General features: G+C 69.4%; 20 protein-coding genes and 2 pseudogenes. 10 read left to right on the top strand and 12 right to left on the bottom strand.

Annotated features, from left to right (window positions below):
- Positions 1-8: 8 nt before the first annotated feature.
- From KBZ10_RS12310 to KBZ10_RS12295, 5 genes and pseudogenes are all read right to left on the bottom strand, one after another.
- Positions 9-1,580, bottom strand: coding sequence for a serine/threonine protein kinase (locus KBZ10_RS12310; RefSeq protein ID WP_247702268.1), 1,572 nt, complete (start codon positions 1,578-1,580; stop codon positions 9-11).
- A 384-nt stretch (positions 1,581-1,964) separates the two neighbouring features.
- Positions 1,965-2,429 (bottom strand): hypothetical protein, encoded by a 465-nt coding sequence (locus KBZ10_RS12305; RefSeq protein WP_210987601.1) that lies wholly within the window; start codon positions 2,427-2,429, stop codon positions 1,965-1,967.
- 289 nt (positions 2,430-2,718) lie between these two features.
- Positions 2,719-3,714, bottom strand: a complete 996-nt coding sequence (locus KBZ10_RS12300) for a helix-turn-helix domain-containing protein (protein ID WP_210987600.1) — start codon at positions 3,712-3,714, stop codon at positions 2,719-2,721.
- A gap of 394 nt (positions 3,715-4,108) precedes the next feature.
- A pseudogene (locus KBZ10_RS29340) lies at positions 4,109-4,273 on the bottom strand (methyltransferase type 11); the annotation flags it as partial.
- Between the two features lie 341 nt (positions 4,274-4,614).
- Positions 4,615-4,845, bottom strand: a complete 231-nt coding sequence (locus KBZ10_RS12295) for a DUF6087 family protein (protein WP_307847363.1) — start codon at positions 4,843-4,845, stop codon at positions 4,615-4,617.
- Positions 4,846-5,300: 455 nt separating this feature from the next.
- On the opposite strand from KBZ10_RS12295, the gene KBZ10_RS12285 reads away from it, so the two are divergent.
- The 5 genes from KBZ10_RS12285 (at position 5,301) to KBZ10_RS12265 (ending at position 8,631) form a co-directional block, all read left to right on the top strand.
- Positions 5,301-6,086, top strand: coding sequence for an RHS repeat-associated core domain-containing protein (locus KBZ10_RS12285; RefSeq protein WP_210987598.1), 786 nt, complete (start codon positions 5,301-5,303; stop codon positions 6,084-6,086).
- A gap of 7 nt (positions 6,087-6,093) precedes the next feature.
- Entirely contained in the window at positions 6,094-6,594 is a 501-nt protein-coding gene (locus KBZ10_RS12280; protein WP_307847362.1) for a hypothetical protein, read from the top strand.
- 409 nt (positions 6,595-7,003) lie between these two features.
- Positions 7,004-7,543: an SMI1/KNR4 family protein gene (locus KBZ10_RS12275; protein WP_210987597.1), complete on the top strand. Its 540-nt coding sequence runs from the start codon at positions 7,004-7,006 to the stop codon at positions 7,541-7,543.
- Between the two features lie 152 nt (positions 7,544-7,695).
- Positions 7,696-7,845, top strand: a complete 150-nt coding sequence (locus KBZ10_RS12270) for a hypothetical protein (protein WP_210987596.1) — start codon at positions 7,696-7,698, stop codon at positions 7,843-7,845.
- Between the two features lie 372 nt (positions 7,846-8,217).
- Positions 8,218-8,631 carry a hypothetical protein gene (locus tag KBZ10_RS12265; RefSeq protein ID WP_210987595.1) on the top strand — a complete coding sequence of 138 codons (414 nt, stop codon included), beginning with the start codon at positions 8,218-8,220 and terminating at the stop codon, positions 8,629-8,631.
- A gap of 220 nt (positions 8,632-8,851) precedes the next feature.
- Here the strand turns inward: KBZ10_RS12265 and KBZ10_RS12260 are convergent, their stop codons facing one another.
- From KBZ10_RS12260 to KBZ10_RS12235, 6 genes and pseudogenes are all read right to left on the bottom strand, one after another.
- Positions 8,852-9,061: a DUF397 domain-containing protein gene (locus tag KBZ10_RS12260; protein WP_210987594.1), complete on the bottom strand. Its 210-nt coding sequence runs from the start codon at positions 9,059-9,061 to the stop codon at positions 8,852-8,854.
- The gene (locus KBZ10_RS12255; RefSeq protein ID WP_210987593.1) at positions 9,034-9,885 is read right to left on the bottom strand and encodes a helix-turn-helix transcriptional regulator; all 852 of its coding nucleotides are present in this window, start codon (positions 9,883-9,885) and stop codon (positions 9,034-9,036) included. The genes KBZ10_RS12260 and KBZ10_RS12255 overlap by 28 nt, the downstream gene beginning before the upstream one ends.
- Positions 9,886-10,131: 246 nt before the next feature.
- Complete coding sequence (locus KBZ10_RS12250; RefSeq protein ID WP_210987592.1) at positions 10,132-13,314, bottom strand: type I restriction endonuclease; 3,183 nt, start codon at positions 13,312-13,314, stop codon at positions 10,132-10,134.
- Entirely contained in the window at positions 13,311-14,516 is a 1,206-nt protein-coding gene (locus tag KBZ10_RS12245) for a restriction endonuclease subunit S (protein WP_210987591.1), read from the bottom strand. The genes KBZ10_RS12250 and KBZ10_RS12245 overlap by 4 nt, the downstream gene beginning before the upstream one ends.
- A 119-nt stretch (positions 14,517-14,635) precedes the next feature.
- Positions 14,636-16,627 (bottom strand): annotated as a pseudogene (locus tag KBZ10_RS12240) (N-6 DNA methylase).
- Positions 16,628-16,755: 128 nt separating this feature from the next.
- Positions 16,756-19,098 carry an N-6 DNA methylase gene (locus KBZ10_RS12235; protein WP_247702215.1) on the bottom strand — a complete coding sequence of 781 codons (2,343 nt, stop codon included), beginning with the start codon at positions 19,096-19,098 and terminating at the stop codon, positions 16,756-16,758.
- 219 nt (positions 19,099-19,317) lie between these two features.
- Between KBZ10_RS12235 and KBZ10_RS12230 the strand changes: the two genes are divergently transcribed.
- From KBZ10_RS12230 to KBZ10_RS12215, 4 genes are all read left to right on the top strand, one after another.
- Positions 19,318-20,544, top strand: a complete 1,227-nt coding sequence (locus tag KBZ10_RS12230) for a hypothetical protein (protein WP_210987590.1) — start codon at positions 19,318-19,320, stop codon at positions 20,542-20,544.
- Positions 20,545-20,914: 370 nt separating this feature from the next.
- The gene (locus tag KBZ10_RS12225) at positions 20,915-21,691 is read left to right on the top strand and encodes a VOC family protein (protein WP_210987589.1); all 777 of its coding nucleotides are present in this window, start codon (positions 20,915-20,917) and stop codon (positions 21,689-21,691) included.
- Positions 21,692-22,457: 766 nt separating this feature from the next.
- Positions 22,458-22,862 (top strand): VOC family protein, encoded by a 405-nt coding sequence (locus tag KBZ10_RS12220; RefSeq protein WP_210987588.1) that lies wholly within the window; start codon positions 22,458-22,460, stop codon positions 22,860-22,862.
- 429 nt (positions 22,863-23,291) lie between these two features.
- The gene (locus KBZ10_RS12215) at positions 23,292-23,672 is read left to right on the top strand and encodes a VOC family protein (RefSeq protein ID WP_210987587.1); all 381 of its coding nucleotides are present in this window, start codon (positions 23,292-23,294) and stop codon (positions 23,670-23,672) included.
- 283 nt (positions 23,673-23,955) lie between these two features.
- Here KBZ10_RS12215 and KBZ10_RS12210 read toward each other — a convergent pair whose 3' ends face one another.
- A complete protein-coding gene (locus KBZ10_RS12210; RefSeq protein ID WP_210987586.1) occupies positions 23,956-24,360 on the bottom strand; it encodes a hypothetical protein in 405 nt (134 codons plus the stop codon).
- 360 nt (positions 24,361-24,720) lie between these two features.
- On the opposite strand from KBZ10_RS12210, the gene KBZ10_RS12205 reads away from it, so the two are divergent.
- On the top strand, positions 24,721-26,847 hold the full coding sequence (locus tag KBZ10_RS12205) for a DUF1996 domain-containing protein (RefSeq protein ID WP_210987585.1): 2,127 nt from the start codon (positions 24,721-24,723) through the stop codon (positions 26,845-26,847).
- Positions 26,848-26,866: the final 19 nt, after the last annotated feature.

Genomic DNA, 26,866 nt, shown 5'->3' with positions numbered 1-26,866 from the left:
GCCGGGCGTCAGGAGGGCGAGCCGGGGGATCCGGAAGCGGAGCCGGGGCCGTCTCCGTCGAGGTCCAGCCGGATCACGCGCAGCGTCTCGGCCACTTCGGCGGCGAGTTCGTCGTCCGGGCCGAACACCACGCACAGGTCCGCGTGCAGCGGTTCCAGGACGGCGAAGGCGTCCGCGGCCCGCCCCTGCGCGAGCAGCAGCATGCCGATGTCGCGGCGCAGTTCCACCGAGGTCTCGCTGACGTCGCCGTCGACGGCGCGAACGGCGTCGAGGACACCGCGCAGCCCGTCCAGCGCCTCCGTCACCTGACCGAGCTCGCCGCGGCAGCGCGCCGCCTGCGCCCGGCTGTCCAGCACCTCCGCGCTGCCCGGCCCGCTGACGCGCGCGTACGCCTCGGCGAGCGCCTCGAACTCGGGCAGCGCGGCCCGGTGGTCGCCCGCGAGCTGACGGCTGAACGCCCGGCGTCTGCGCAGCGCGAGGACGGCCTTGCTCTCCGAGCCGAGGGCCTGGGCGGCCGGCTCGATCATCTCGCCGACCACCTCGGCGGCCTGCGCGTACCGCTCCTCCTCCATCAGGGCGACGTAGTGCGCGTTGACCTCGCGGATCCGCTCTCGCAGCGCCTCCCGCTCGGCCGCGGGCAGCGCGGGAGGCACCTCCGGGCCGGCTGCGGGCGTGGCGGGCCGCGCGCCCGCGCCGTCCGCACCGGTGCGGGCCCGGGGCGCGTAGGGGCGACGGAAGATCCCGGTCGGGTCGGGCGCCCCGGCGGGCCCCGACTCCTCCGGCGCGGCCTGCTCCCCGGGCGGCGGCAGGAACGGCCGCAGCCGCTCGTACACCTCCTGCACGTCCGCGGGGCGCGCCTCGGGCGCCTTGCGGAGCAGGTGCAGCACCAGCTCCTCCAAGGCCGCCGGTACGTCCTCGCGCAGCTCGCGGAGCGGGATCGGCGCCGCGGTGGCGTGCTGCGTCATCAGCTGCCACTCGCTCTCCCCGGTGAACAGCGGCCAGCCGCAGAGCAGTTCGTGCAGCACGCAGCCCAGGGCGTAGAGGTCGGTGCGCGGTGTGACCCGTGCGCCGCGCACCTGCTCCGGCGCCATGTACTGGTGCGTCCCGACGGGGCTGCCGGTCGCGGTCAGCTTGGTGACGTCCGTCCGCAGGATCGCCGCGATGCCGAAGTCCAGCACCTTCACCGTGCCGTCACAGGCGACGAGGATGTTGCCGGGCTTCAGGTCGCGGTGCACCACGGGCACGTCGTGGGCGTACGACAGCACGGTCGCCACCTGCGCCGCCACGGCCACCGCCCAGCTGACGGGGAGCGGCCGGTGCGGGTGCACGTACGCGGTCAGCGGCACGCCGTCGACCAGCTCCATCACCAGGAACAGCTGCTCGTACGACTCGTCGAGCACCGCGTCGTACACCTGCGGCACGCCCGGGTGCTGGATGCGCGCGGTGATCCGCGCCTCGCGCCGGAACCGCTTCTCGAACTCCTCCGCCACCGAGGGTGAGGCCACGGCCTGCGGCCGGATCAGCTTCACGGCGACGGGCCGGTCGAGGACGGCGTCATAGCCCCGCCACACGTCCCCCATACCGCCGTGCCCGAACTGCTCCAGCAGCTCGTAGCGCCCCGCGATCCGCCGCTGCTGTGGCTGTGGCTGTGGCTCCGGCACCTGGCTCCCGCCCCGCCCCGCGGGGCGTCCGCAGAGTCTCCTTACGTGATGGAGCATCAGTTTTGCTGGTGCGGGGCCGGGGCGTCCAGTGCGTCGTCGAACCAGAAACGCGGAGATCCGCGGCTGGACCAACGAGTGGGGCAAGAACCCCACCGTTCGGTCTGGACGAGAACCGCCGACGAAATCCTCGGCACCCTCGCCGCATACTGCACGCGAATCAACGGCTCAGGCCAGCTGCCAACTCACCCGATCTGCTTCCCTGCTCGAAGTCGATCGACAGCGCGAGCGGATAGAGACGACCTCTTACTTCCAGGAGGTGCAGTCCCAGGGTGTGCCGTCACGGTATCCGATGCAGACGCGGAAGTGCACATACCGCGTGGGGTAGTTGGCGGAGTAGTACTTGGAGATCACCTGGGGGTCGTTGATGTCGCAGTCCACGGTCGGCGTCCGGCGCTTGTAGTTGCTCCATGATCCCCCGGCGTAGATCTGGTATCGGATCTGTGTCATAGCGCACCAGCCGTCGTTGACCAGGTCCCGGGCACCCGCGTGCACTTCGACGTTCGTGCCTGACCAGTCGACCCGGCCCCATCCGTCAGCATCCTCGCTGAGGGGGCTCGGATAGCTCACCCAACCGGTGGCTCGGCTGTTGCTCAGTCCGGACCAGCCCGATATGACCGTCCAGTCATCGCTCGCTTGCGCGGGCTGTGCACCCCACACCAGCGTCACGAGGCCCGTGGCGAGAATGAGCACGGACTTCCTCACACCCATGGGTTCTCTCCCTGTTTGTCTCGAGGGTTTCAATGAATGGCCCAGCCATCCTCGTGGGGAACGCGTGAGGATCTTAAGAGCAGCGCGTGCCAGTCGCTTAACCGTGCGTGCCGACTTTGGAGACCGGGTCTTCCGTGCGCGGTCCGGTTGCTCGCCGCCACGCGAACCGCGGTCTCTTGCCTGACAGGCGGTATATGGCGCTCAGATTGGCCCTGTGCTGGTTGCAGCGGGCGCACTAGCGGCCCGATACCGTTTGGGGCAGGGCCCGAAATGCAAGCGTGTCAGGTGCTCAGCTTTGGGGGCCGGGGTATGCGCGCAAGTTCCCGTGGCGGAACTCGGTGGGGGTGGTGCCGTAGGTGGCACGGAAGGCGCGGCTGAAGTCGGGAAGATGGGGGAAGCCCCAGCGAGCGGCTATCGCGTGAATGGGCCGGTTGGCCAGGCGTGGGTCGGCGAGATCGCGCCGGGCCTGGGTGAGGCGCTGGTGGCGGATGTATGAGGCGACTGTGGCACCGTGGGCGTAGCGGTGGAAGAGGCGGTGCAGTGTCCGGAGCGAGATGTGATGAGCCGCGGCGATGGCAGAAGGGGAGAGTTCGGCGGCGCCGAGGTGCTGTCGGATGAAGTCCTGGATCTGCAAGAACTGCAGTTGCTGACGGGTATGCGCAGGGGTGTGATCCGTCGCTTCGGTGTGGTGGGCCAGCCATGCGGTAATCAGGTCGATGAGGATGCTGCCCAGGCGTTGGCTGTCGGGAGGCCGGCAGGGGTCGGTGTCGGTGGCCAGTTGGGTGAGGTAGCAGCCGAGTAGGCGTCCGATGCTTTCCTGCCCGGGCAGTCGGATGGCCGTGATCTGATCCACACGATTCGACGGCAGCGGCACCCTGGTCCGCGGAACCTGTACTACCAGGGAGGCTGCGATGCCCTGTCGGGCATCCACCACGGCTTCATAAGGATGGGAAGTGGAGTACACCACCAGATCGCCCACTCCGATCGGCGCTTCGCGCCGATCTTGGACGATGGCCTGCTCCCCCCGCAGGATGAGGCCTATGGCGTACATTTCGGGATCGGACCGCCGGATCAGATGCGGTGTCCGTCGTGATTTCATGGATGTGTAGGTCAGGGCGGTCACCTGGGCCCCATCCATGTCCGCCGTTCGCAGCGATGCCTGGAATTCGGCTGCACGGTCGATGTGGAACTCATTCGGTATCAGAGCGCTTGCGGTGATATCGCGCCAGGCGTCGGCCCGGTCCGGCGCGGGCAGGTCCCCGCTGTCGAATACGGTCTGCAGCATCACGATCCCCCTGAGCGTGATCGGTTCAGGGAGTCTCTATGGCGCGAACCTGTTAGAAAAGTCTATTCTCGGACAATCCGGAGAAGTGTCAGAGGCTGTTGGGTTCCGCCTCCAGTTCCATCGAACCGCTGGCGCGGTTCCCGGCTGCGGCCTGTGACAAGGCGTCGCTGCGGCAAGGTGACTCCCCTCCAGTGCCTCCGACGGGCCGACACCGACCACCCCGGAAGCCCTTCGCTCCCGCACTCGGCCGCTACCGGCCCTGATCCCGTGCGCCCCTGCCGGGCCCGACCGCGCCACCGCGACAGGCCCATGGACTGGGCGCGCGAGGGATCAAATACAGAAGGTATTCGGGGTGGCGCCGACGCGAAGGCCTTACCGCAGAAAAGAACTCGTCGAGCCCGTTCCCGAGTCGCCCGTGTTGCAGCATCCGAACCACCAGGCTCGGCATGGTCGCGGATGACGTGGGCAGTCCCTCGGGCTGGTCTCCGGGTTCGGCGTGGTCGGCGTGCAGCGTGCCAACCCTGGTGATCAGGGACCGGTCCGCATACGCGGCGTCCATTCACGCTTCCGGGTCGGTCACCTGGTCCGCGAGGGTGCTTGCCTTGCTCTCCCAATTCGTGGTGGCGAGCCTTTCAGGTCAGTACGCGGGGTCACAGTCGCCCGAATCGTCGGGCGGGCACGCAGTGGCATGCAGCGGGGACACACTCGTGACCTACGGGATACGTGAGCTGACACTGACCGGTGATCTCCGGCTTCCCGACCGCCTCTCGCGAGAAGCCGGCTTGACCAGACGCTTTGCGTGCCGGACATGTTCGGCGGGTGTCCGGTCGAGGCTGCGGTGGCTGCGTTCGACAGGCCATCGCACCGGCCGTGGGCCGGGATGCCTCTCGTCACGGGGCATCAGGTTGCGCTGTCGTCGATCTGGAGTTCGTTCCCCCATTCCTGGGCGGCCGCGAGGCTGGGAGCAGTGCCGACCACCTCGTACACGAACCCGGTCCACTCCTCCAGGACGCGCGGCTCGTCGGGCCGGAGGTGGCCGGCGCCGCCGTGCACGGGCCGGTGACGGCGGTAGAGGTCCATCGGGGGGCGGCGCCGTTTGTTGTAGGCGGCGAGTGGGTCGTCGGCGTCCACGCGCGGCACGGTGCGCGACGGTTGGTTCGACGGTCCGGGTCGGCGGTGCTTGCCCATGCGCTCGATGCTCTCAGGCCGCGATTGTGCTCGGCCGGGCAGCGGCCAGTTCCTTTGCCCGGGCCCGTACGTCGTCGATCGCGGCGATTTCGTACGGACGGGCCGCGTCCAGCAGCGTGTTGAGCCGGGACACGACGAGGGTGGAGTCACGCGGGCTGCGTCGTCGAGCGCTTGGTGGGCCGCAGCGGCGCCCCGCTCGACCTCGCCCTCGTCGAAGAGCGCGGCGGCCAGGCCGACGCGGTCCATGACGCGGACCCGGTCGAAGCCGGGCTTCCTGAGCTTGAGGGCGTCCTCGAAGTGGAGGCTCGCGGCCCTGCGGCCACGGCCGAGTCCGGCAAGGTCACGGGCGGAGACCGCGCGGGCGCCGGCGTGCTCGGCCGCGTCGAAGTACGCGACCCATGTGGGAACGTCGTCGCCGAGGCTCGCCCAGTGAACTCCTCGCCGAGGACGGGGAGATCGCCTGGCACACGCGCACCACCGTCTGGGGCACCACAACCTGGAACCGTGACGCCACGGCCTACACACCCCTTCGGTTCCCCGGACAGTACGACGACGGAGAAACCGCACTCCACTACAACTGCTTCCGTCACTACGACCCCGAGACCGCCCGCTACACCAGCCCCGATCCCCTCGGACTCGACGCCGCGCCCATCCCCGTCGCGTACGTGACCAACCCGCAGCTACGGATGGACCCGGAAGGGCTCATAGCCAAGGGATGCACCGAACTCGGCGGCTGGTACAGCGGACTGCTGCCGGCCAACCTCAAGAACGACGACGGCAGCCGCCGCACGAACGTCGACATGGAGGTCAACCACATCCCCGCAAAGGCCTCGTACTCCCACCTGAACGAGCCCGGCTTCAAGGTCGCCCAGACCGGAAAGCGGAAGGGCAAGGGCGCGGGGATGGGGCCCTCCATTCGCATGGACGAAGCGGACCATCGCAAGCTGACAAGCACCGGCTCCGGCAAGGCGAGCGACCTGTGGCGCGCACGGCAGCGAGCGCTCATCGACAGCGGCCGCTGGGACCAGGCCATGAAGATGGACATCGATGAGATCAGGACGCTCTACGGCAACAAGTACGACACCCACATCGCCGATATGATCGACAGCCTTCAGCACAACAGAAAGTTCCAGGCGATGCTCACCAAGCGCGGCTGGACGATCGACTACGACGTCCTGAAGTAGAGAAAGAGTGGTGCACGTGGACCTGGTGCTCGATCCTCCGCGTGGAGTGGCACCCGTGTTCCTCGGGATGACGCTCGACGATGCCGTGTCCGCCCTGAGCGCCTTCGGCGATCCGGAAGTGGTACGCCGCTCGTCCTCGTCGCTCGTCGCCGTAACCTGCGACAAGATCGAAATCCAGGCACTGTGCGAGGAGAACGAGAACGACGTCTCGGCGATCGAGCTGTGGTGGCCCGGAGAGGGCAAGACGACAACGACCCGCGTCCTGCTCGAGGGACAGGATGTCTTCGCGACACCCGCGAAGGACATCCTCCGGCATGCCGAGGAGCGTGGCTGGCGCGTGGACGAGTCGGAAGCCGAGCGCCCCGTCATCCCCGGAGTCTCCCTCGGCTTCACACGGGAGACATCGCAGGAGGTGCCCCGCGACGACAACGGGCTGCCCCTGCACTTCACATCCGTGCTCGTCGGTGACGAGCACTACTACGACTACCGCTACCCCGACGGATTCTGACCCCGGGACGCCGGGAACCAGCACACAACCCGCCCGCCGTAGACGGCCGCCACCTGGCTCTGCGCCTTTCAACCGCAGTCCGCAATCCTCTCCGTCAGCCTTGGGCGATGCGACACGGTGCTCCTGACACCAACGTCTGCTCCGTGCTCCTCAGCAAGGTCGCCGAAGAGGTGACCGTCAGCCGCTACTGCCTGCCAGGCGACGTCGGCTCGGCGCGCCCGCTGAGGGTGCTACCGCAGAAGCGCAAATACCAGTGCAGCAGTGGAGCCCAACGCAGTGCCGCAAACGAGCCGAGCCAGGGTGTGTGCCTTCAGGGCGCGACGGGACCACCCCATGGCCACAACGAAAGGTGAGGGGCCCTGAGGGGGCCCCAAGCACACGTGGCCCCAGCACAGGAGAGAACCCCGCCATGCACCCCGCCGTGGAACGCCTGACCGAACTCGTTCCTCCCCCCGGGCCGCGCCGCTCCCGCGACTGGCAGGCCGTCGAACAGGAACTCGGCACCCCGGTGCCGGCCGACTACCAGCAGCTCGTCGAGACCTACGGAGGCGGCGTCTTCGACGAGACCATCTGGCTGCTGGACCCCGCATGCCCCGACGACGACTACAACCTCCTCACCGCAACCGCGGAACGCGCTGAGGTCCTCGCCGACCTCTGGCAGACCGAACCCGTACCCGAACAGCTCCAGACCGCGGGGGCACGGGTAATCCCGTGGGCCTACGTCGAGGACAGCGGGGCCTGGCTGTACTGGCTGGTGCAGCCCGGGCAGAAGCCGGACGCATGGACGGTGATGCTCAACGAAGGCCGAGGACCCCTGTGGGAACACCACAGCACTCCCTGCGCGGACTTCCTCCTGGCCGTCCTCACCGGACAGGCAGAAACCGAGTACTTCCCCGACCTCCCCGCCGATGAGCACCAGTTCGACTCCAACAACAACATCCGCCAGTAACCACGCACGCCACCGTGCCGAACCTGCCCCTTCACGGTCGCCGCAGTGATCACGTCCATAGGCCGACAGATCCTCATGGTCTCCGGCCGCAACGCCGGCCTGCGTATCCGGGCTGTCGCCTTTCAAGGGGTAGGGGCACCGAGGCGATGCGAATGGACATCGACGACATCAAGCGCACATTCCCAGGAAAGTGCGACGACCACATCCGGGACATGGTGGTGTGCCTCAAGGACAACAAGAGCCTTCAGGCACTGCTCCCAAAAAACGGCTGGACGATCGACGAGGGCGAACTGCTGGGGTGAAGAGTCCCCCGAGATGCCGGCCCGGGGCAGGGGCACAGGCAGCAGAGCCGGGCAAGGGCCGCGCGGCGACTGACTCCGGCGCCCTCCAACCGGGCGCCGGTCACCTCGGCCCGCTCGCATACGGTCGAGGACGACTGTGGATGCGGCGGGCTTGCGGTCGCCGGCACCGTGGCGAAGTGGGGCCTGAGCTATGTCGACGACGGGATCTCCGCGGCAGCCCAGTAGGTCGGCAAGCGACCAAGCAGGTTACCGACTCGCTCAGTGGCGTAGCCGCAGGTGCCGCATCGATCGTCGGCAGTCTGTTCGGATAAGTTCGCCCTACGGGACGGGGTGAGCCGTCGTCCCACCTCGCCGCCGCGTCAGACCTCTCACATGGAGCACAGCGTGTCCAGCGTTCCCTCCGCCCCGGAGCTCCCCTCCGTGCTCTGGTGGGTTGTCGCCATCGCCGCATCAGGAGGATTCACCGCCCTGTACCGGTCAGTTGCTACAAACCGGGCACAGCGCATCATGGCCATTGCCGGGCCTCTGGTCGGGGTCGTCGCGGCAATCCTTTTCGGTGCCGCCTACAAACTCCACCTCGGCCAGCTCCTGCCGATGTACGGCTGCACGGTCGCGGCGATGTGGCTCGCGGGCGTGGGACACAGCAAGGAACTGCGTGAGATGTGGCGGATCAGCGCAGAAGAGGGAAATGAGAACGTCCGCATCTCTCCACTGCTGACCCTTCAGTTCACCGCAAGTCTGCTGATCCTCTGCGGCCTGGGAATCTGGTTCGCCGCCAGTGCCTGATCCGCCGCCGGTCCAGGCCGACTCGTGCGGGTAGCACTCCTTCACGTGCCGCGCTTCTATGCGGAGCAGCTCCTGCCGGGTACGGCCGGCGGGGTCTACGTCGGGAAGGCGGAGCCGGTACAGGCCTGAACCCGAACCGATAAGGCACAACGACGGCCCCTCGCCCGGATGTTCGGTGGGCGAGGGACCGGGTCATGTTTCGGCGCCCGCGACGCTCGGATCAGGCGCGCAACTTGCCGCGCTTCACGGCCGCTATGAACGTGTCCCAGCCGGCTGCCGGGAACGTGATCACCGGACCGTGCGGGTTCTTGCTGTCGCGTACGGGGACGGCGGCGGCGAAGCCGTCAGCGACCTCGACGCACGCGCCGCCGTCCGGATTGCTGTAACTGCTCTTGCGCCAGCTCACGACACTCGGGTCGATAGGTCGCACGGCACTTCCTCCAACATGCGCAGGATCAGTTTCCGCGACTCGGCGGGGGAGAGGGCCATGTCGCGCACCACATCGTAGGCACGGTGTAGGCGTTCGATCCGCGCGTTCTCCTCTACGAGTTCACCCCAGTGCGCGTTCTCCGTGTACGCCACCGGACGACCGTCAGGCAGCCGCAGGAACCAGACGTCCGTGGCAACCAGCCCATGCACTCCTGCCATCTGCGGCAACACTTGAACCGTCACGTTGTCGCGCTCGGACATCTCTGCCACGTAAGCCAGTTGTGCCCGCCACTCCACCTCGTCCCGCACCGGCGTACGGAGGACGGCTTCGGCGAGGATGGCACGGAAGGGCGGTGCGTCGTCCCCTTCCAGCAGGTCCCGTCGCCCCATCCGCGCCTCGACCTGTTGATCGAGTTCGGCGCCCTTGCTGCCGCCCACGGCCAGGACCTCTCGCGCGTAGCCAGGGGTCTGCAAGAGCCCCGGCAGGACGCTCACCGCGAAGTGCCAGAGGCTGGTGGCCTCCGCCTCCAGTTCCATGTAGCGCCGGTACTGTTCGCGGAACTGGGTGTGGTCGGCCCGTGCCAGTTCCCACAGGGCGAGCAGCATGCCGGGGGTGCCGAAGTAGGTGTCGAGGGCCTGGACGACTTCCGGGCCGCCGAGGGTCTCGCCCTTCTCCATCTTGCCGAACAGCGACCAGTCCCAGCCGAGCCGTTCGCCGAGCTGTCGCAGACTGACGCCTTTGCCGGCCCGCAACTGCCGTAATTCCTCGGCGAACCGCTGGCGCGGTTCCCGGCTGCGGCCTGTGACAAGGCGTCGCTGCGGCAAGGTGACTCCCCTCCGGCGCCCCTGGACCGGCCGTCATCGACCACTCCGGAAGCCCTTCGTACCCGTACTCGGTGTCGACCGACCCGGTCGTAGCGGACCGACTACACACGGTAAATCGGCCGGAGTTGGGGCGATGGCCGAATCACGAAATCCGTCGGTCGTGGAGCGGACCTGCCGGGATGAGGTGAGGACGGGCGCCCGGCGCTTCATGGCCCGGGCCGGGCGCTGGGCGCCGGGCGCCGCCCGTCAGATCTCGTCCAGCCCCTCCTCGCGGCGGATCATGCGCCAGGCCGCGCGGCGGGCGCTGCGGTCCAGGGTGGACTTGAAGTCGCGGTCGGTGCCGAAGTACCGCTTGCCGAGGGTGTCGATGGTGGAGACGTGATCCATCATGTTCTCCTCGAACTTCTTGTCGAAGACGATGCCGAAGTTCTGCTCGTCGTTGACGAGGGCCGCGGCCCGGACCTTCGGGTCCTCCTTGGTGGCGTTGAAGGCCGGGAGGACGTCCTCCTGGGTGAACTCCGTGCCGAACTTCGCGTTGAACCTGTCGATCAGCTCGGACAGCAGTGACTTCTCGGCGTCCTTGGCACCGCCCACCCCGTCGCCGAAGCCCATGAGTTCGGCCGCGCCCTCGGGGTTGAGCGACACGTCGTGCTCGCCGGTCTTCTCCACCCGCAGATGGCTCAGGTCCACCTCGCCTATGTCGACTCCGCCGTCCGCGAGGCGGGGGAGGCGGTTGAGGAGGTAGCGCCCGTAGAGGTACAGGCGTTCCAGCTCGGCGTCCTGGTACGGGACGATCTGCGCGAGGAAGCCGTACTTGCGGACGTAGTCGTTGAGGTTGGTGCGAAAGTCCTCGGCCGTCTCGGTGTCGTCCTCGTCCTCGCTCTCCAGGAGCTGCGTGAAGCGGGTGACGGCGGGGGAGAGGAGCCGGTACAGCTCGGCGTGCAGCTTCTCCCACTTCGCCTGGGAGCCGGCCGCCTTCTCCTGCGCCGCGAAGTACGCGGCCACGAACGCGTCCATGTCCTGCTCGGAGATCACCGGGGCGGACATGACCCGGCTCTGCGCCGAGTAGAGGAGGTTCGGGTCGGAGGGCAGGGTGTGCGCCTCCTCGAAGTACGGGCGGAAGGCATCCTGGATGTCCTCGGCCTCGTTGACGAAGTCCAGGACGGCGAGGTCGGCCTGCGACTTGCGGTCGTGGGTGCGGTTGAGGCGGGAGAGGGTCTGCACCGCGGCGATGCCGGTCAGCGTCTTGTTGACGTACATCGTGGTGAGCAGCGGCTGGTCGAAGCCGGTCTGGAACTTCTCGGCGACGACGAGGATGCGGTACTCCTGCTGCCCCTTGCCGCCGGCCTTCGCGGCCTTGTCGTCGGCGCGGGTGTAGGCGAACGCCTTCGGCAGCGCGCTCTCCGACAGGCCGCCGTTCTCCTTGCTCTCGGTGGTCTCCTCGCCGTCGAGGGTGAGGGAGCCGGAGAAGGCCGTCAGGACGCCCAGGTCCGGGTACTTGGTGTCGTAGTCGCGGTCCCGGATGTAGCTGCGGATGGCGCGGGCCGTCTCGACGGCGGACTGCCGGGAGGCCGTGACCACCATCGCCTTGGCCCGCCCGCCGAGCCGGCCGCGGGTGTGGGCGACGAAGTGCTCGACGATCACCTGGGCGTGCTGCGACACCGTGTGCTCGTGCATCAGCGCGAACCGGGCGAGCAGGCTGTTCGCCTTGGAGGGATCGACCTCCTTCTCGTCGCGGTTGAGGTTCGCCAGCTTCCAGTAGGTGTTGTACGTGACGTAGTTGCGCAGCGGGTCGAGGATGAAGCCCTCCTCGATGGCCTGGCGCATCGAGTAGGTGTGGAAGGGCCGGTAGACGGTCTTGCCGTTCTCCACGCCCTCCGTGCCGAAGAGTTCGAGGGTCTTGGCCTTGGGCGTGGCGGTGAAGGCGAAGTAGGAGAGGTTGGCGGCGCGGGAGCGCGCCACGGCCTTCGACTTCAGCTTCTGGTCCACGGTGACGGTGGTCGCGCCCTGGTCGTCCGAGTCGGAGTCCAGGCCGAGGTCGCGCAGGGCGGACTTCACGGCGGTGGCGGCGTCACCGGACTGGGAGGAGTGCGCCTCGTCCACGATGACCGCGAAGCGGGTGCCCTTGATCTCGGTGGGGTTGCGCTTGATGTAGTCGAGCAGCGCCGGGAACGAGTGCAGGGTGACGGTGACGATCTTCCCGGTGTCCCGGGAGAGGGCGCGGGCGAGCTGCTCGCTCTTGGCGCCGTGCTTCTCGTCGACCTTGACGACCAGGCCGTCCGTCTGCGAGAAGCCGCCGACGGTCTCCCGGAGCTGGGCGTCCAGGTTGCGGCGGTCGGTGATGACGATGACCTTGTCGAAGACCGGCTCGCCCGCCTTGATGCGCTGGGCGGCGACGGCCTCGGGGTCGAGGGCGGCCGGGTCGTTGTCGGCGTGCAGATCGCTGAGGCGGTGGGCCAGCCAGCCGATGGTGTTCGACTTGCCGGAGCCGGCGGACGCCATGACCAGGTAGTTCTCACCGGCGCCGTGCGTCGCCGCGTGGGCGGTGAGCTTGCGGACCACGTCCCACTGGTGGAAGCGCGGGAAGATCGTCGACTTGGTGGTGGAGCCGCCTGGCGTCTTGTGCTTCTGCTGGTGGACGAAGCGCTGGAGGAGATCGAGCCAGTTGTCCCGCTGCCAGACCTGCTCCCAGAGGTAGGAGGTGGCGTATGTGCCGTGGGCGGTGGGCGCCGGGTTCCCGGCCCCGCCGGGGAGGCCGGGGCCGTGGGAGCCGGTGTTGAAGGGCAGGAACCGGGTGCTCTTGCCGCGCAGTTGGGTGGTGACGAAGACCAGGTCCGGGTCGACGGCGAAGTTCGCGATGACCCGGCGGGTGAAGATCAGCTCGGTCGGGTCGCGGTCGGTCCGGTACTGCTCCTTGGCCTGCTCGACGCCCTGGCCGGTGAGCGGGTTCTTCAACTCGGCGGTGGCGACCGGGATGCCGTTGAGGAAGAGGGTGAGGTCGAGCCGGTGGCCCCAGTCGGCTTGCTTGGTGGCGTAGGGGAGTTCGCGGACGACGGTGAGGCGGTTGGCCCGGTAGCCGTCGAGCAAGGAGTCGGCGGAGATGAGGTTGGGCTTGAAGTAGGCGACGCGGAGGCGGACGCCCCGGTCCTTGACGCCGTTCCGGAGGACGTGGAGGAGGCCGTCGTCGGCGATGGCCCGGTCGAGGCGCTGGGCGAAGCCGCGCTGGGCCTCGTTGGGGTTGCCGCCGTAGACGGTGAGGAGTTCGTTCCACTCGTCGGGCTGGGTCGCGCCGATGAAGGTGAACAGCTCGTTGGTGTCGAGCCCGAGGTCGGGCCGGTAATCCTCGCGGTTCGCCTCCCGCCAGCCGCGCTCGCAGAGGGCGGCGACGATGGCGGACCCGAAGGCGGACTCGTCGTGCACGGGGCTCACGGGGTCACTCCCTCGGGCTCGGGCACGTTGTCGATCACGTTGCGGCCGCTGGCGGTGGAGACGTCGAACTGGCCGGTTACGGCTGCGGTGATTAGGGCTTGGCGGCGTTCGTTCAACAGTTCAGCCTGACGATTCATGGTTGACCGCAGCTTGCGGATGCGTGCTGAGTAGGCAGAGAGTCGGTCCGAGATCTCCCGCTGTGTGGAAATGGGCGGGAGAGGGAAAACAAACGCTCCGATCTGGTCACCGCTGAGATGCGGAACCGAGACGCCCGTCAGTTCCCCCTCCACGGCTTGACGGAACCTCAACGATCGAAGGCTCCAGTAGATGTACCTCATGTCCACCCCAGCAGAATTGGGTCGAAGACACGCAACCCGTTGGAGCAAGAGTGCGGGTAGATCCTTCTCGGAAATGAAGGTCATGCGCATGCCACTAGAGATCCAGGGGCGGTCCATTCCTAGAACCAAGTCCCCGGCGCGGAGGTGGAATCGTTGAGGAGTGGGTGTGTTGTCTTCGTCCCATGAAACGGTTTCATCCCATGACGTCTCATCCACGGAGACGTTGATACCGCGCAGAAGCCGCGTGCCGCCGCTGTGCACAAACCCCTCGCTGGGAAACGCGTGACCCGGTACCACCCGGCACAGACGACTTACCTTTCCGAGCCCCCAGTCCGCACTGTCATAGGCAACCCCGAGCTTCTTGAGGGTTTCGGCGTCGCCAGCGGTGGCTCCGTTGACGAGTTGACCCAGCATGCTGCTCAGCAGCGTGCCTTGGACTTCTCGTGACTCCCTGACACGGTCGATGCGGGCGGTCTCGGCGTCGAGGAAGTTGGCGATGCGGTGCTGCTCCCCGAGGCTAGGGATTGGCACGGGAACCTTTAGGAACTGCTCGGGATGTACCCGATTGAATCCTGTTCCCATTCCCCGGGAAATCCCTGAAAAGATGCCGGCGTAGATCGGATCCCTGAGTAGATGCACCAGGAAGCGCGCGTCCACTGTGCTGGGGTTCGGCCGGAAAATTGCGTAGTCCGGGCTGATGATCCCTGATGATGCCGCAAGCCCGAAAACCCCGTTCCATGCCTGCATCTTGTTCATAATGATGTCGCCAGCGCTAAATCTCTTATAGCCGACGTATGAATGAGCTTCAGAGAAACCCTGGGAGCCATGAGCCCGTGGGAGGACGCCGCGTTCCTTGCTGAGCATGTGCAACTGCTCCAAGCCACTGGTGCTGGCCTCGTCGACATGAGATACGAGAGCCCCGATCCGGACACTCGGCCAAGCAGTCGGCATGTGTGCCCAGTCGAACCCCACTACAGCGCTAGTCATTCCGTAACCTCACCCAGCAGCCCTTGAATCTCCGCCTCCAGCGCCTTCAACTCCGCATCGATCTCCGCCAGCGGCCGCGGAGGCTTGTACACATAGAAGTGCCGCGTAAACGGAATCTCGTACCCGATCTTCGTCTTGCTGTGGTCGATCCACGCGTCCGGCACGTGCGGGTGGACCTCCCGCTTCAGGTACTCCTCGACGTCCTCGCCCAGCGGCACGTTCTCGTAGTCACGAAGCTCCGGGTCCGGTTCGGGCTGGCCCTTGAGGAGCTGGACCTCGCCCCTCGGGTCCCGGACGCCGGTGACCTCCCGCAGGGCCTTGTTGAAAGGCGCGCCCGTGGGCCACGTCCCGCCGGCCTGGACCACCGCGTCCTTCAGCGCGAGCCAAGCCTCCTGCTTCGTGCTCCAGCCCGTGCCCATCAGGGACTTGAAGGCGTCCGCCAGGGCCGCCGCCTGCGGCAGCTTCTGGATCGGCTTTGACGCCTCCAGTGCCGCCAGCGTCTCCTCCGTCACCTCGAAGCGGAGCTTCAGCGGGCGTTCCACCGTGATCCGCTGGTAGCCGAAGTCCTCGTTGGCGAAGACCTTCACCTTGCCGTGCAGCGGGTGCTCCGGGTCGTCCCGTACGGCCAGCGCCTCGCCGTACAGCTTGACCACCGTCGTGATGTGGTCCTTGCCCAGTTGCTTGCGCTTGTCGCCGAGCGACTTGCGCATCTTCTGCCACTGGTCGCGGGCGTCCAGGAGCACGACCTTGCCCTTGTGGTCCGGGCTCTTGCGGTTGGTCAGGATCCAGAAGTACGTGGAGATGCCGGTGTTGTAGAAGAGCTGGTCCGGGAGGGCGACGATGCCCTCCAGCCAGTCGTTCTCCAGGATTCAGCGGCGGATCTCCGACTCGCCCGAACCGGCCGCGCCCGTGAAGAGCGGGGAGCCGTTGAAGACGATCGCCAGGCGCGAGCCGCCCCCGCCGTTCACGTCCACCGGCTTCATCTTGGAGATCATGTGCTGGAGGAACAGCAGCGAGCCGTCGTTGATGCGCGGCAGCCCCGCGCCGAAGCGGCCGGCCTCGCCGAGCGACTTGTGCTCGGCCTCGACCTCGTCCTTGACCTTCTTCCACTCCACGCCGAACGGCGGGTTGGCCAGCATGTAGTCGAAGGTCCGGCGGGCGTGGCCGTCGTCGGAGAAGGAGTTGCCGAAGGCGATGTTCTCCGGGTCCTGGCCCTTGATCATGAGGTCGGACCGGCAGATCGCCCACGACTCGGGGTTGAGCTCCTGCCCGTACACCTCCACCGTGGCGTCCGGGTTGAGCTCCTTGATGAGGTCGTCCATCGCGGAGAGCATGCCGCCCGTGCCGCAGGCCGGGTCGAGCACCGTGCGGACGGCGCCGGGGAGTTGGAGGCCGTCGCCGTCCGGGGCGACGAGCAGCCGCACCATGAGCTGGATGACCTCGCGCGGGGTGAAGTGCTCACCGGCCGTCTCGTTCGACTGCTCGGCGAAGCGGCGGATCAGCTCCTCGAAGATGTAGCCCATGTTGTGGTTGGGCACGATCTCCGGGCGCAGGTCCAGGTCCGTGAACTTGCCGATGACCTGGTAGAGGAGCCCCGCACTGTCCAGCCGTTTGATCTGCTGGGCGAACTCGAAGCGCTCCAGCACGCCCCGCGCGTTGTCGGAGTACGCCGCCACGTACACCTGGAGGTTCTTCGCCGCGTTCTGCGGGTCCGCCGCGATCTTCTTCAGGGTGAGGCCGGACTTGTTGTAGAAGGAGTGGCCCGCGGCCCGGCGCAGGAAGCGGTCCGGGTCGATCTCGGTGTCCTTGTACTGCTCCGCCAGCTCCGCGACCTTCTCGCGCGTGGGCTCCAGCACGCACTCCAGGCGCCGCAGCACCGTGAACGGCAGGATGACCTTGCCGTAGTCGGACTGCTTGTAGTCCCCCCGCAGGAGGTCGGCGACGGACCACGCGTGGTTCGCCATCTCCGTGTGCTTACTGCTGTTCAACTGGATCCCGAGTTCCTTCCCGAATGTTCTGTCCCACTGTCCCGCTGTCCCGCCCCACCGCGCCGCCGGGCGGGTCGGCCGACGCGGATGCTGACAAGTGTGGTCTATGCGGACGAAGGTCCGTATGGCTAACGGGCGGATTGGCCGCCCCGCGAGTGCGCCCCGTGCAGGCGGTCGCCTGCCGTGGTGTCCCGGTCCCGGCTCGCGCCCCCGTCCGGGAGCAGTTGCCCTCCGGTCAGGCCGCCCGCCAGCAGCCGGGCCGTCTCCTCCGCGAGCCGGTTCGCCCGCCGTGCCTCCGCCCGGAGTTCGTGGACGTGCCGGAACGCCTCCCCGTACCGCCGCTGCTCCTCCAGCGGCAGCAGCGGCACACGCAGCCGGCCCGGGCTGACCGTGAGGACCGTGCTGCCGGTCGAGGCGCCCGCGATGTTCTCCTCCGCGCCGAGGAACCCGGCGAGGAACCAGGCGTCCAGGCGGGCCGGGTCCGGGCGGAAGAGGTGGACGTGGGGGCCGAGCAGCGCCCCGGCGTCATCCTCGCCCGCGACCCGGGCCATCGGGCCGCCCCCGCCCGCGACGGCTCGTACGAGGACGTCCCCGGTGACGATCACGGGGGCCGTCGCGCCGCCGCGCAGCTCCGCCGGGTCGCCGGTGGGGCCGGAGCCGGTCGCGATGTCCGCGCCGGTGAGGACCGGGCGGGCTTCCGGCTCGCCGCTGCGGCCGCTGCTGTCGGTCCCGTCGTCCGTGCGGCCGCGGGTGGCGTCCGGGGCGGTGCGGAGGAGGGTGAGCGCGCCGCCACGGGCGAGGTCGGACGCCGTGGCCGTCCGCCACTCGCGGGCCGTGGCGCCCGCGGCGCTCCAGTCTTCCCGGCCGGCCGTCCGTGCAAGGGACTTGGCGGCCTTGACGAGGTCGCGGCGCGCTGCGCCGGTCTCCGCCGACAGGGCCGCCGGATCGATCTCGGATCGTGACGCCCGGACGAGCCGGGCCGGGGTCAGGTCGACCACGTCGTCCAGGAGGTCCACCACGCCGGCCGCGTGCGCGATACCGGGTTCGCCCTCGAAGGTGTCCGGGCTCTCCGTGAACGCCCGCCAGGCGCCGAGGGCCCGCTCCGTGATCCGGGCCCAGTCCACGGTGGCGGAGCGGCTCCCGCCCCGCGTGCGTGAGGCTGGCGCCGCTCCACCGCGTCCGGCCGCCGTGGCGGTGCCGGGTGCCGTGCCGGTGGTCGCACCCGTCGCCGTGCCTGTGCCTGTCCCCGTCGCCGCCCCGGACGCCGTGTCCACGAACAGCACCGACTTGCGCTCCGGGCCGCCCGGTTCGGGCCGTCGCAGCACCCAGATCTGCAGGCCGATGTGCAGCGGCACCGACGCCCCGGGCGGCAGTGCGATTACCGCGCGCAGCGCCCCGCTGCGCACCAGCTCGGCCCGTACGCGGCGGCCCGAGGCGCGGCCGGCCACGGCGGGCGGCAGGAGCAGGACGGCGTGGCCGCCCGGCGCCAGGTGGGCGAGCGCGTGCTGCACCCAGGCCAGCTCCGGCTCGGCGCGGGGCGGCACGCCGTACGCCCAGCGCTGGTCGTACGCGAGCTCGTCGTGGCCCCAGTCGCGGTCGGCGTAGGGCGGGTTGCAGAGCACCGCGTCGGCGGTGAGGCCGGGGAAGGCGTCCGCGCGGAGACTGTCGGCGGCGCGGACGGCGACCGTGGTCTCCGGTGCCGTCAGCAGCAGGCTCACGGCGCTGCGCCGGGCCTGTACGGGCAGCGCGTCCTGGCCGTACAGCTCGCGGGCGCCCCGGCGGGCGGCGGCGGCGAGAAGAGTGCCGCTGCCGCAGGCCGGGTCGAGGACGCGCGCCGGAGCGCCGGGGAGTAGGCGGGCCAGCAGGTCGGCGAGGGGCTGGGGGGTGCGGTAGGCGCCGGACGCGGCGCTGTCCTCCAACTCCCGCTCGGCGAGCACCTCCAGAGCGGCCTGGCCACCCTCGTCGCGTACGCAGGTGTACAGGGCGCGCAGCACCGCCGCGTCGCCCGGCGCGAAGCGGACGGTGTGGGAGGCGGAGGGAGAACCGGCGCCGGAGCCGGCGGCAGTCGGCACGGAGTCGTCGGCCGCGGAGGCCGCGTCGCGCTGCGCGCGGGCGGCGAGGTCCGCGTCCGGCAGCCGGAGCGCGGCCGTCAGTTCGTCCGGGGAGAGGCCGGACGCGGCGAGGACGAGCAGCAACAGGTCCGGCGTGCCGCCGCCGGTGGCGGGCGGGCGCAGGCGGAGCGCCGTACGAAGCTCCTCCGGCGGGCTCGCCGCCGAGGCGTGGCCGCGTGAGGCGAGCCAGGCGCGCACGGACTCCAGGTCGTACAGCGGGCTGCTGTCCGTACCCCCGGTCGGCACCGGGAAGTCCCCGTGCCGGCGGCGCCAGTTGCTGACCGTGGCGCGCGTGACGCCCGCGATACGGGAAATCTCGGCGGCGGTCACCTGGGCGGATGACGGGGAGGGCGGCGGCATGGGCGGAGTCCTGAGCCTCTCGGGAGGGAACGTCAACACCCTATAGCGCCGTCCACTCCTGTCAAGTCGTTTGACGGTGCTTTCAGTGTCATGCTTATCTGTGAGTGCTTCCGCCGGGAAGGGGTGGAAGCAGCCGCCGTCCCGCGCCGAAAGGCGCGCGGGGGCAACACCGCGGGGCCCGGCCCGGGCCCGCGCACCACACACTCCGGGGGATTCACCATGCTTCTCACCATGCCGACCGGCGTCGTCGAGGGAACCCAGCTCACCGTCATGCCGTTCCGTGACGACGCCGTCGTCGGGACGCTGTCCGTGCCCGCGCTCGTCCAGCTCGTGCCGTCACCGCGCACCGAGGAGGACCCGAGGAAGCTGAAGACCGCCTCCGGCCTGGTGCGCCGCCACGCCGAACTGCGGGCGACCGTGCAGCGGACGCTGAAGTCGTCCCAGAAGGGCAAGAACGTCCGGCCGTACGCCGAGTACATCGCCGCCGGGCTCAAGGGCGAGCTCGGCGCCGCCTGGTCCACCCCGCCCATCACCCTCTGGCACGCCGGGCCGCTCGCCGCCATCAGCGACGAACTCGTGCCGGGCAGCGGCCTGCGCACCCTCACCATCGCGCCCGGCACCATGGTCGTTGCCATCGACGGCGAGACCCAGGCCGCCGCCTGGCACGACCTCTACGACGACCCCGAGCCCTACGGCCTGACGTATCCCGAACTCGCCCGCGTGCGCCTCCCGTTCGAGCTGTACGTGGACCTGGCCCCGGCCGACGCGCGGCAGATCTTCTACGACCGCAACGTGCGGGGCGTGGTTGTCGCCAAGAACCTGGCCATGTCCATGGACCAGCGGGACTTCGGCACCCGGCTCGCGCACCGGGTCGCCGACTCGGTCAAGGTCGACATCGACGGGCAGCCGGTGCCGTTCGGGCGGCTGGTCAATGCCAGCAAGCGGCAGACCTCCGCCGGTGACCGCGAGGTCGTCACACTCTCCGCGCTGCGCGCCCTCGTCGTCACTGCCATCTACGGGCGGAGCGGCCTGACGCGCTCCGCCGAGTCGGTGCACGAGGACGAACTGCCCGCCGGTACCCGGCCCGAGGAGGTCGAGGGCTTCGTCGTGCCGCTGCTGGCGCGGCTGATCTCCGAGTGCTTCCCCGACTTCGCGAGCCGCAGCGCGCTCACCGCCCCGGCCGTTCTCGCCGGGGTGGGGATCGCCGCCCACCACACCACGCCGTGGAGCGAGGCGGCCTCCCGCATCGGCCCCGAAGACCTGGACCGCCTGCTCGGCGGCATCCGCTGGGAGCGGGAGGCGGCGTACTGGGACGGCGTCGCCGCCAAGACCGGCGCCTCCGGCCGCCTCAACTTCAGCGGCGGCGTCAAGGACTCCGGCGGCCGCGTCGCCGACGCGATCCTCTACCCGGCCACGGAGGCCGGGCGGAGGATCCGCGGACTCTGAGAAGCCGCGCGGCACCACGCCGCCTCGCGGATCCGATCGCGGAAGACCTGTCCTGGCCCGGGACGTTCGTGCTGTCGGCGATCGGATCGTCGCGTCGACGCCTGCCGTGGCGCGGCCGATACCGCGCGATCGGCGGTGACTGCGAGGACCGTTCGCCGGCCTCGATGCGCAGAGGCAATCGGTCCTGCCGGTCCGAGGGCCTGGGGGACGAGAGAACACCGTCGTTCATCCGCCGCTTCGGCGAGCAGGCCAAGGGCTTGGCGGAGGCCGCCCGGATTCCGGCATCAGCGGCCGGCCGCGGCCGCGAACGTTGCCCCTGGGGCCTCGGCTCCGGGCGTGATGGCCGAGCGCGCGCCATAGGATCGCCGGCATGGCACTGCGACCTGTGCAGGTGAGCATCAAGGCGGTTGACGCCCCGGCGGTCGGCCGGTTCTGGGCGGAGGCGCTCGGCTGGACCGCCCACAGCCCCGGCGTGACGACCTACGTCGGCCCCGCCGGCGGACCCGGTGACGGACCCGGTGGCGGGGCCGATCACGGCCTGGTCTGGCCGGACCCGGTCACCCTCGGCATCGACATCGTTCCCGTCCCGGAACCCAAGACGCCGGCGAAGAACCGCCTGCACCTCGATCTCGCCACCACCTCCACCGCCCATCAGGCCGAGCTGGTCGCGCGCCTCCGGGCGCTCGGGGCGACGCCCGCCGACGTGGGCCAGGGCGACGTGCCGTGGACGGTCCTCGCCGACCCGGGAGGCAACGAGTTGTGTGTGCTGGAGCCGCGGGAGGTCTACCGGGACACCGGGCCGATTGCCGCGGTCGTGGTCGACTGCGCGGACCCGCGGGCCATGGCCCGGTTCTGGGGTGAGGCGACGGACTGGACCCTGCATGAAGTGACCGGCGATCAGGCGGTGTTCCGCTCCGCCAAGGGCGTCGGCCCGTATCTCGAGTTCCTCCGCACGCCCGGCGCGAAGACCGCGCCGGACCGGGTCCATCTCGACCTGCTGCCGTACCCCGGTGACGACAAGGAGGCGGAGGCGGACCGGCTGCGGGCTCTCGGCGCCACCGACCTCGACGTCGGCCAGGGCGATGTCTCGTGGACGTGCTTGGCCGACCCGGAGGGCCACGAGTTCTGCGTCCTCGCCCCATCCTGACGCGGAGCCCTGACGGCACCCCGGCGTGCTCGTCGGCTCGAAGCCGCCCGCCGCGTACACGGCCGGGATCGCGCCGGAGCGCTTGGCCGAACAGTTGATTCCCGATGCCCCGGCGGCTGGGCCGGTGCCCGATTTCAGAGCTGCTCGGCGCCCCCGCGTGCAGCCTGATGTACGCGTATCCCAAGCGCGGTGACCGCATGCGATGCCGCCGGCAAGGGCACCGGTGCCGCGTTGCCGGCGGTGCTCTGCAACGCGAGAGGCCCAAGAGCGGCGTCCGGCCCGCGGGCCCGGGACCGGCGGTCCGGTGTTCAGCCCTTCCGTGCCCCGGCCGACCTGGCCTGGTCTTTCGGCGTACATGCGACCTCTCCTGCGGGCAAACGACTCCCTCCTCTGCGTACCCGAGCGCGGGCGGTCGGACCAGGCCCCCGAAGGCAGAGTTGGGCAATGTGCGACGCGGGCCGGGGGCCGGGGGCCGGTGCCGGGGTCCCTGGGCCGCGGGCCGTGGGATTGCGGCCATCGGCCTCGACTACGGGCGGGCCCACGTCTGCACTCGCGCATTCAACTGCCGCCAGTTCTCGGGTCCGTCTTGTGTGCTGGTGACGGTGTGTGGTCGTTTTCGGCGGCACCCGGGTGCGGCTCCTGGGGGCGGCCCTCGACGCTGTGAGCGGTGTTGCGTAAGGTCACGGGCACGGCATCGCGTGTCGGTTCACCGGCTGGGTGAGGCATGGAGGTGCCCGTGAGATTGCCTTGCGGAGGCGTTCCACACATGTCAGTCGAGTTGAATCACACCATCATCCATGCCCGGGACAACCGGGAGTCGGCCGAGTTCCTGGCACACATCCTGGGGCTTGAGGTCGGGACCGAGTGGGGTCCGTTCATTCCCGTGGCCACCGGCAACGGGGTCACCTTGGACTTCGCCGCCATCCCGGCGGAGTCGATCGTCATGCAGCACTACGCGTTCCTCACCTCCGACGAGGAGTTCGACGCGGCCTTCGCGCGTATCCAGCAGGCCGGGATCACCTACTACGCCGACCCGCATCTGAAGCTGCCGGGAGAGATCAACTACCACCACGGTGGGCGCGGTCTGTACTTCCTGGATCCGGTCGGGCACGGCATGGAGATCATCACGCGGCCGTACGGCAGCCACGAGCAGACGCCGACACCTTCCTGAGGCGGTGGTGGGCCGGGGAGTGCCCCTGGCCCACCGCTCGCCGGCGTCGTTCAACTGCCGTGAGTCTTCTGCGGAGTCCAGCCTGCCGACGACCGTTCGTGGTTCCAGCGGCGTATCGGCTCCGGGTTCCGCCGGTCTCGTCGGCGCACTCGGCCTATACCAGCCCCGGCCCCATTCCCCCACCGGCCCCATCCCCCATCGGGCCCGACCGCACCACCGCGACGGACCTGCGTGACTGACTGTGGGTGTAACGAATCGACTGCACACGGCAATGGGGGCGGCGTCGGTGAGAAGGCCGAACCGCGGAAATGCCCTCGCCCGTGCTCGCCTCGTTCGGTACGGTCGCCGGGTTGTCCGCACCGCTGGGAGCCCATGTGGCTGACGTGTGGCCTGCCCGGCGGTTCCCCTTGCTGAGAGTGGGTTTGGTTCATGGCATGCCGTATCAGTGAACTCGTGCTCGAATGCCGCGAACCGGAGGTGCTGGCGCGGTTCTGGTGCGAGGTCCTGGACTTCGTCGTGCTCGACCGCGAGGGCGACGACATGTTCGAGATCGGGCCGCGCGAGGGGTTCGGCGGCCCGCAGCCGACGATCATCCTCAGCCGCCGGGACGAGCCGGAGAAGGCCAAGCCCCGGCTGCACATCGACGTCAACGCCACCGACCGCGACCAGGACGCCGAACTCGACCGCCTGCTGAAGCTCGGTGCCCGCCCGGCCGACGTCGGCCAGACGGGGGAGGAGGGGTGGCATGTCCTGGCCGACCCCGAGGGCAATGAGTTCTGTCTCCTCAAGGCCCGCCTCGCCCCGCTCTGACGCGCGGCAAAACGGTCGTCTCCCGTGACCGGATGACCTGACGCTTCACGGCCCGGGCCCGGCCCCGGGCCGTGAAGCGGACAGCGTGCGGAGCGGCGGCGGGCACGGCCTGCCGGGCAAGCGCGAGCGGGCCAAGCTCCACGGTGAGGAGATCGGCATCGGCCGCAGGAGCGAGGGGTTTCCGCCGTGCGGCTGACCTTGCCGACCTCCGCACAGGCGGCAGGGCGGGAGACGGCACGACCGCCTGACCACCGTGCTCGTCGGGGACGACCAGTACGCAACCTCAGGTTCTGGCCCGCCCATGGGCGCACCGGTAGGGCGCGCGGCCCTTCTTGACCAGGCACACCCTGAGGGTCACCAACTGCTCTTCCCGCAGGTTTCCCGTCTTCCAGCCCGTGCAGTACATGGCGCGGTGCCCCAGGGTGCTGGCCGTGCGAATGACTCTGTTGTTCATGTACAGCCACGCCTTGACGCCCCAGCCATCCCGTTTGACGTCGCAGGCCCGAATGGCGTCGCCCGGAGTCCTTCCGTGCGGGTCGGCGCTGAAAGTGCCCTTTCCCGGCGAGGGTTCGAGACCGGTTGCCACGTACACCACGTTGCTGTAGCTGGCGTGCGACGGCGACGCGGTCATGAGCACTGCCGCAACCGCCATGGTCGCCCCCACCAGTGTGCGAAGGGTCTTTCTCACAGGGTCTCCCATCCGCTGGACGACACGGCTTCGGCGCTTCACGGCCGAGGCCGGGTTTCTCCTCGTGCCCGCGGCCATCTGGCGCCGCTTCCTGCACCGGCGGCGAGCCGCGCCGCACCAGGCTACGCCTCGAAGCCACCCAAAACCGGCGAACTCGGAAAGACCGGCCGGCGGAGTGGAAGGAAGCCGGGTTCGCCGCGCTCGGCCGGGTGGTCACCCGGCCGTGCCGCCGCAGCCTGCCGACTCCGGCTCGGACACGGCCCGTTGTGAATCCGCGCGGTGTTTGAACACCGCCGGGCTCCGCTCCGTACAGGAAGCACAGCATCACGCCGGCCGGTCACGACGCGTAGGAGTACTTCCGTGAAACGCAACAAGCGCAGACGCCCCACAGGCGCACGGCGCAGCACCTTCGCAGCGTTCGCGCTGATATTGGGCGGAGGGGGACTGGTAGCCGTGAACGCCGTCGCCTCCGCGACGGGAGGCGGCCCGGGCGGCTCCCCGGTCGGGGCGCCGGGGGCCGCCACGATCTCCTGCCCGGACGTGGGGCAGGAGCTCACCGACGTGCCGGAGGCGGCGCGCGCCGACGTCGACAAGGCGCTGGCGAAACTCGACCAGCAGATCACCGAGGCGTACGACCGGCTGACCTCGACCCGCGAGGAGCAGACGCAGGACGCGAACCACGTCCAGGATGCGATCCTCGGTCCCCTGAGTGAGCAGCGCACCGCGGTCATCGGTGAGATCGCGAACTACGTGAAGCAGGCGGGCGCCACGGCCCCGGCCTCGCTGGACGGGCTCGCCCCCTGCACCGCGGTCGCCCCCGCCCAGGCCCGGAACGAGGGCGACGGCGACGGCGACGGCGACGGCGGTCAGGACGGTGAGGCCGGCGGCGAGGCCGGCAACGGGCAGGACGGCGAGGGCCAGGGGGGCGGGCAGCCGGACGACAACGGCAACGGCGCGGCCGGGCCGTTCGCCCAGGACTTCGTCGACATCACGAAGGTCCAGCCGAACGTCCAGGCGAAGCCCCGCAAGACCGGCAAGGCATCGACCGGTACGTTCACCGTCGAGTGCGGCGTCAACGAGAACAAGATCTTCAACACCGACAACCTGATCGTCGCGCCGGGCGTGGACAACGGTGCCCACCACACCCACGACTACGTGGGCAACCAGGGCGTCGACGCCTTCGCCTCCAACGACGATCTGGCGAACGCCGAGACCAGCTGCTCGGAGCAGGGCGACAAGTCCTCGTACTACTGGCCGGTCCTGCGCGTGCAGGACGGCACGCAGGAGTTCGACGCCAAGCAGCAGGGTGGCGGCCTGGAGGGCAACGTCGGCAGGATCCTGGCGGCCGACAAGGCCGAGATCCAGTACGTCGGCAGCCCGACCGGCAAGGTCGTGGCGATGCCGAAGTTCCTGCGCATCATCACCGGCGACGCCAAGGCCTTCACCAACGGCACGGCCAACGCCAACGCCCACTGGAGCTGCACCGGCTTCGAGGACAAGGTGCAGCTGACGGACAAGTACCCGATCTGCCCGCAGGGCAGCAGCGTGGTGCGGTCGTTCGCCTTCCAGAGCTGCTGGGACGGTCAGAACATCGACAGCGCCAATCACCGCGCGCACGTGGACTTCGCCGACGCCGACGGCAACTGCCGGAACGGCTTCAAGGCGATCCCCCAGCTGACCATGCGCCTGGTGTACGACGTTCCGGCGCCGGTCATCAAGAACGGCCAAGTGAAGAACCCGTACGCGGTGGACGGCTTCCCGGAGCAGCTGCACAAGCCGATCACCGATCACGACGACTTCATCAACGTCATGGACGAAGACCTGATGGACGAGGTCGTTGACTGCGTCAACGGCGGTCGGCCGTGCGGCGCCGGCGCCGGCGCGGGCGAACAGCCGCAGGAGCCGCAGAAGCCGGAGGAGCCGGAGCAGCCGAAGCAGCCGGAGGAGCCGCAGAAGCCCGAGGAGCCGCAGGAGCCGCAGAAGCCGGAGGAGCCGCAGCAGCCGGAGCAGCCCGAGGAGCCGCAGGAGCCGCAGGAGCCCCAGAAGCCCGAGGAGCCGGAGCAGCCGGAGCAGCCGCAGCAGCCGGAGCAGCCGGAAGAGCCGCGCGACGAGCCGGAGACGGCTCCCGAGGAGTCGTCCACCGACAAGGATCCGGCGGACAAGCCCGGCGCCGCCGAAACCCCGCAGACCCCGCCCTCCTCGGCCGAACCCCGTGTCGTGGCCACTCCCACGCAGGCGGCCGAGGCATCCGGCGGTGCCGGCGGTGTCGAGGCGAAGTCGGGGGCGACCAAGTCCGCAGAGGCAGAAGTGGAGGCCGCCGGCGAGGAAGCTCCGTCCGAGCAGGCACAGCCCCAGCCACGAGCGGCTTCAGGGGGCCTGGCCAACACCGGCGCGACCCTGTGGCCGGCCGCCGCCGGAGGGGTCCTCTTTCTCGGTGGAGTGGTTCTTCTGATCTACAACAGGCGCCGCAACATGAACACGAACTGAGAGACGTTGTCACCCAACC

This window comes from Streptomyces sp. F63, assembly GCF_018070345.1.
Taxonomy (GTDB): domain Bacteria; phylum Actinomycetota; class Actinomycetes; order Streptomycetales; family Streptomycetaceae; genus Streptomyces.
The sequence above is the reverse complement of the archived record's forward strand: the minus strand, read 5'-3'. Positions and strand labels throughout refer to the sequence as shown.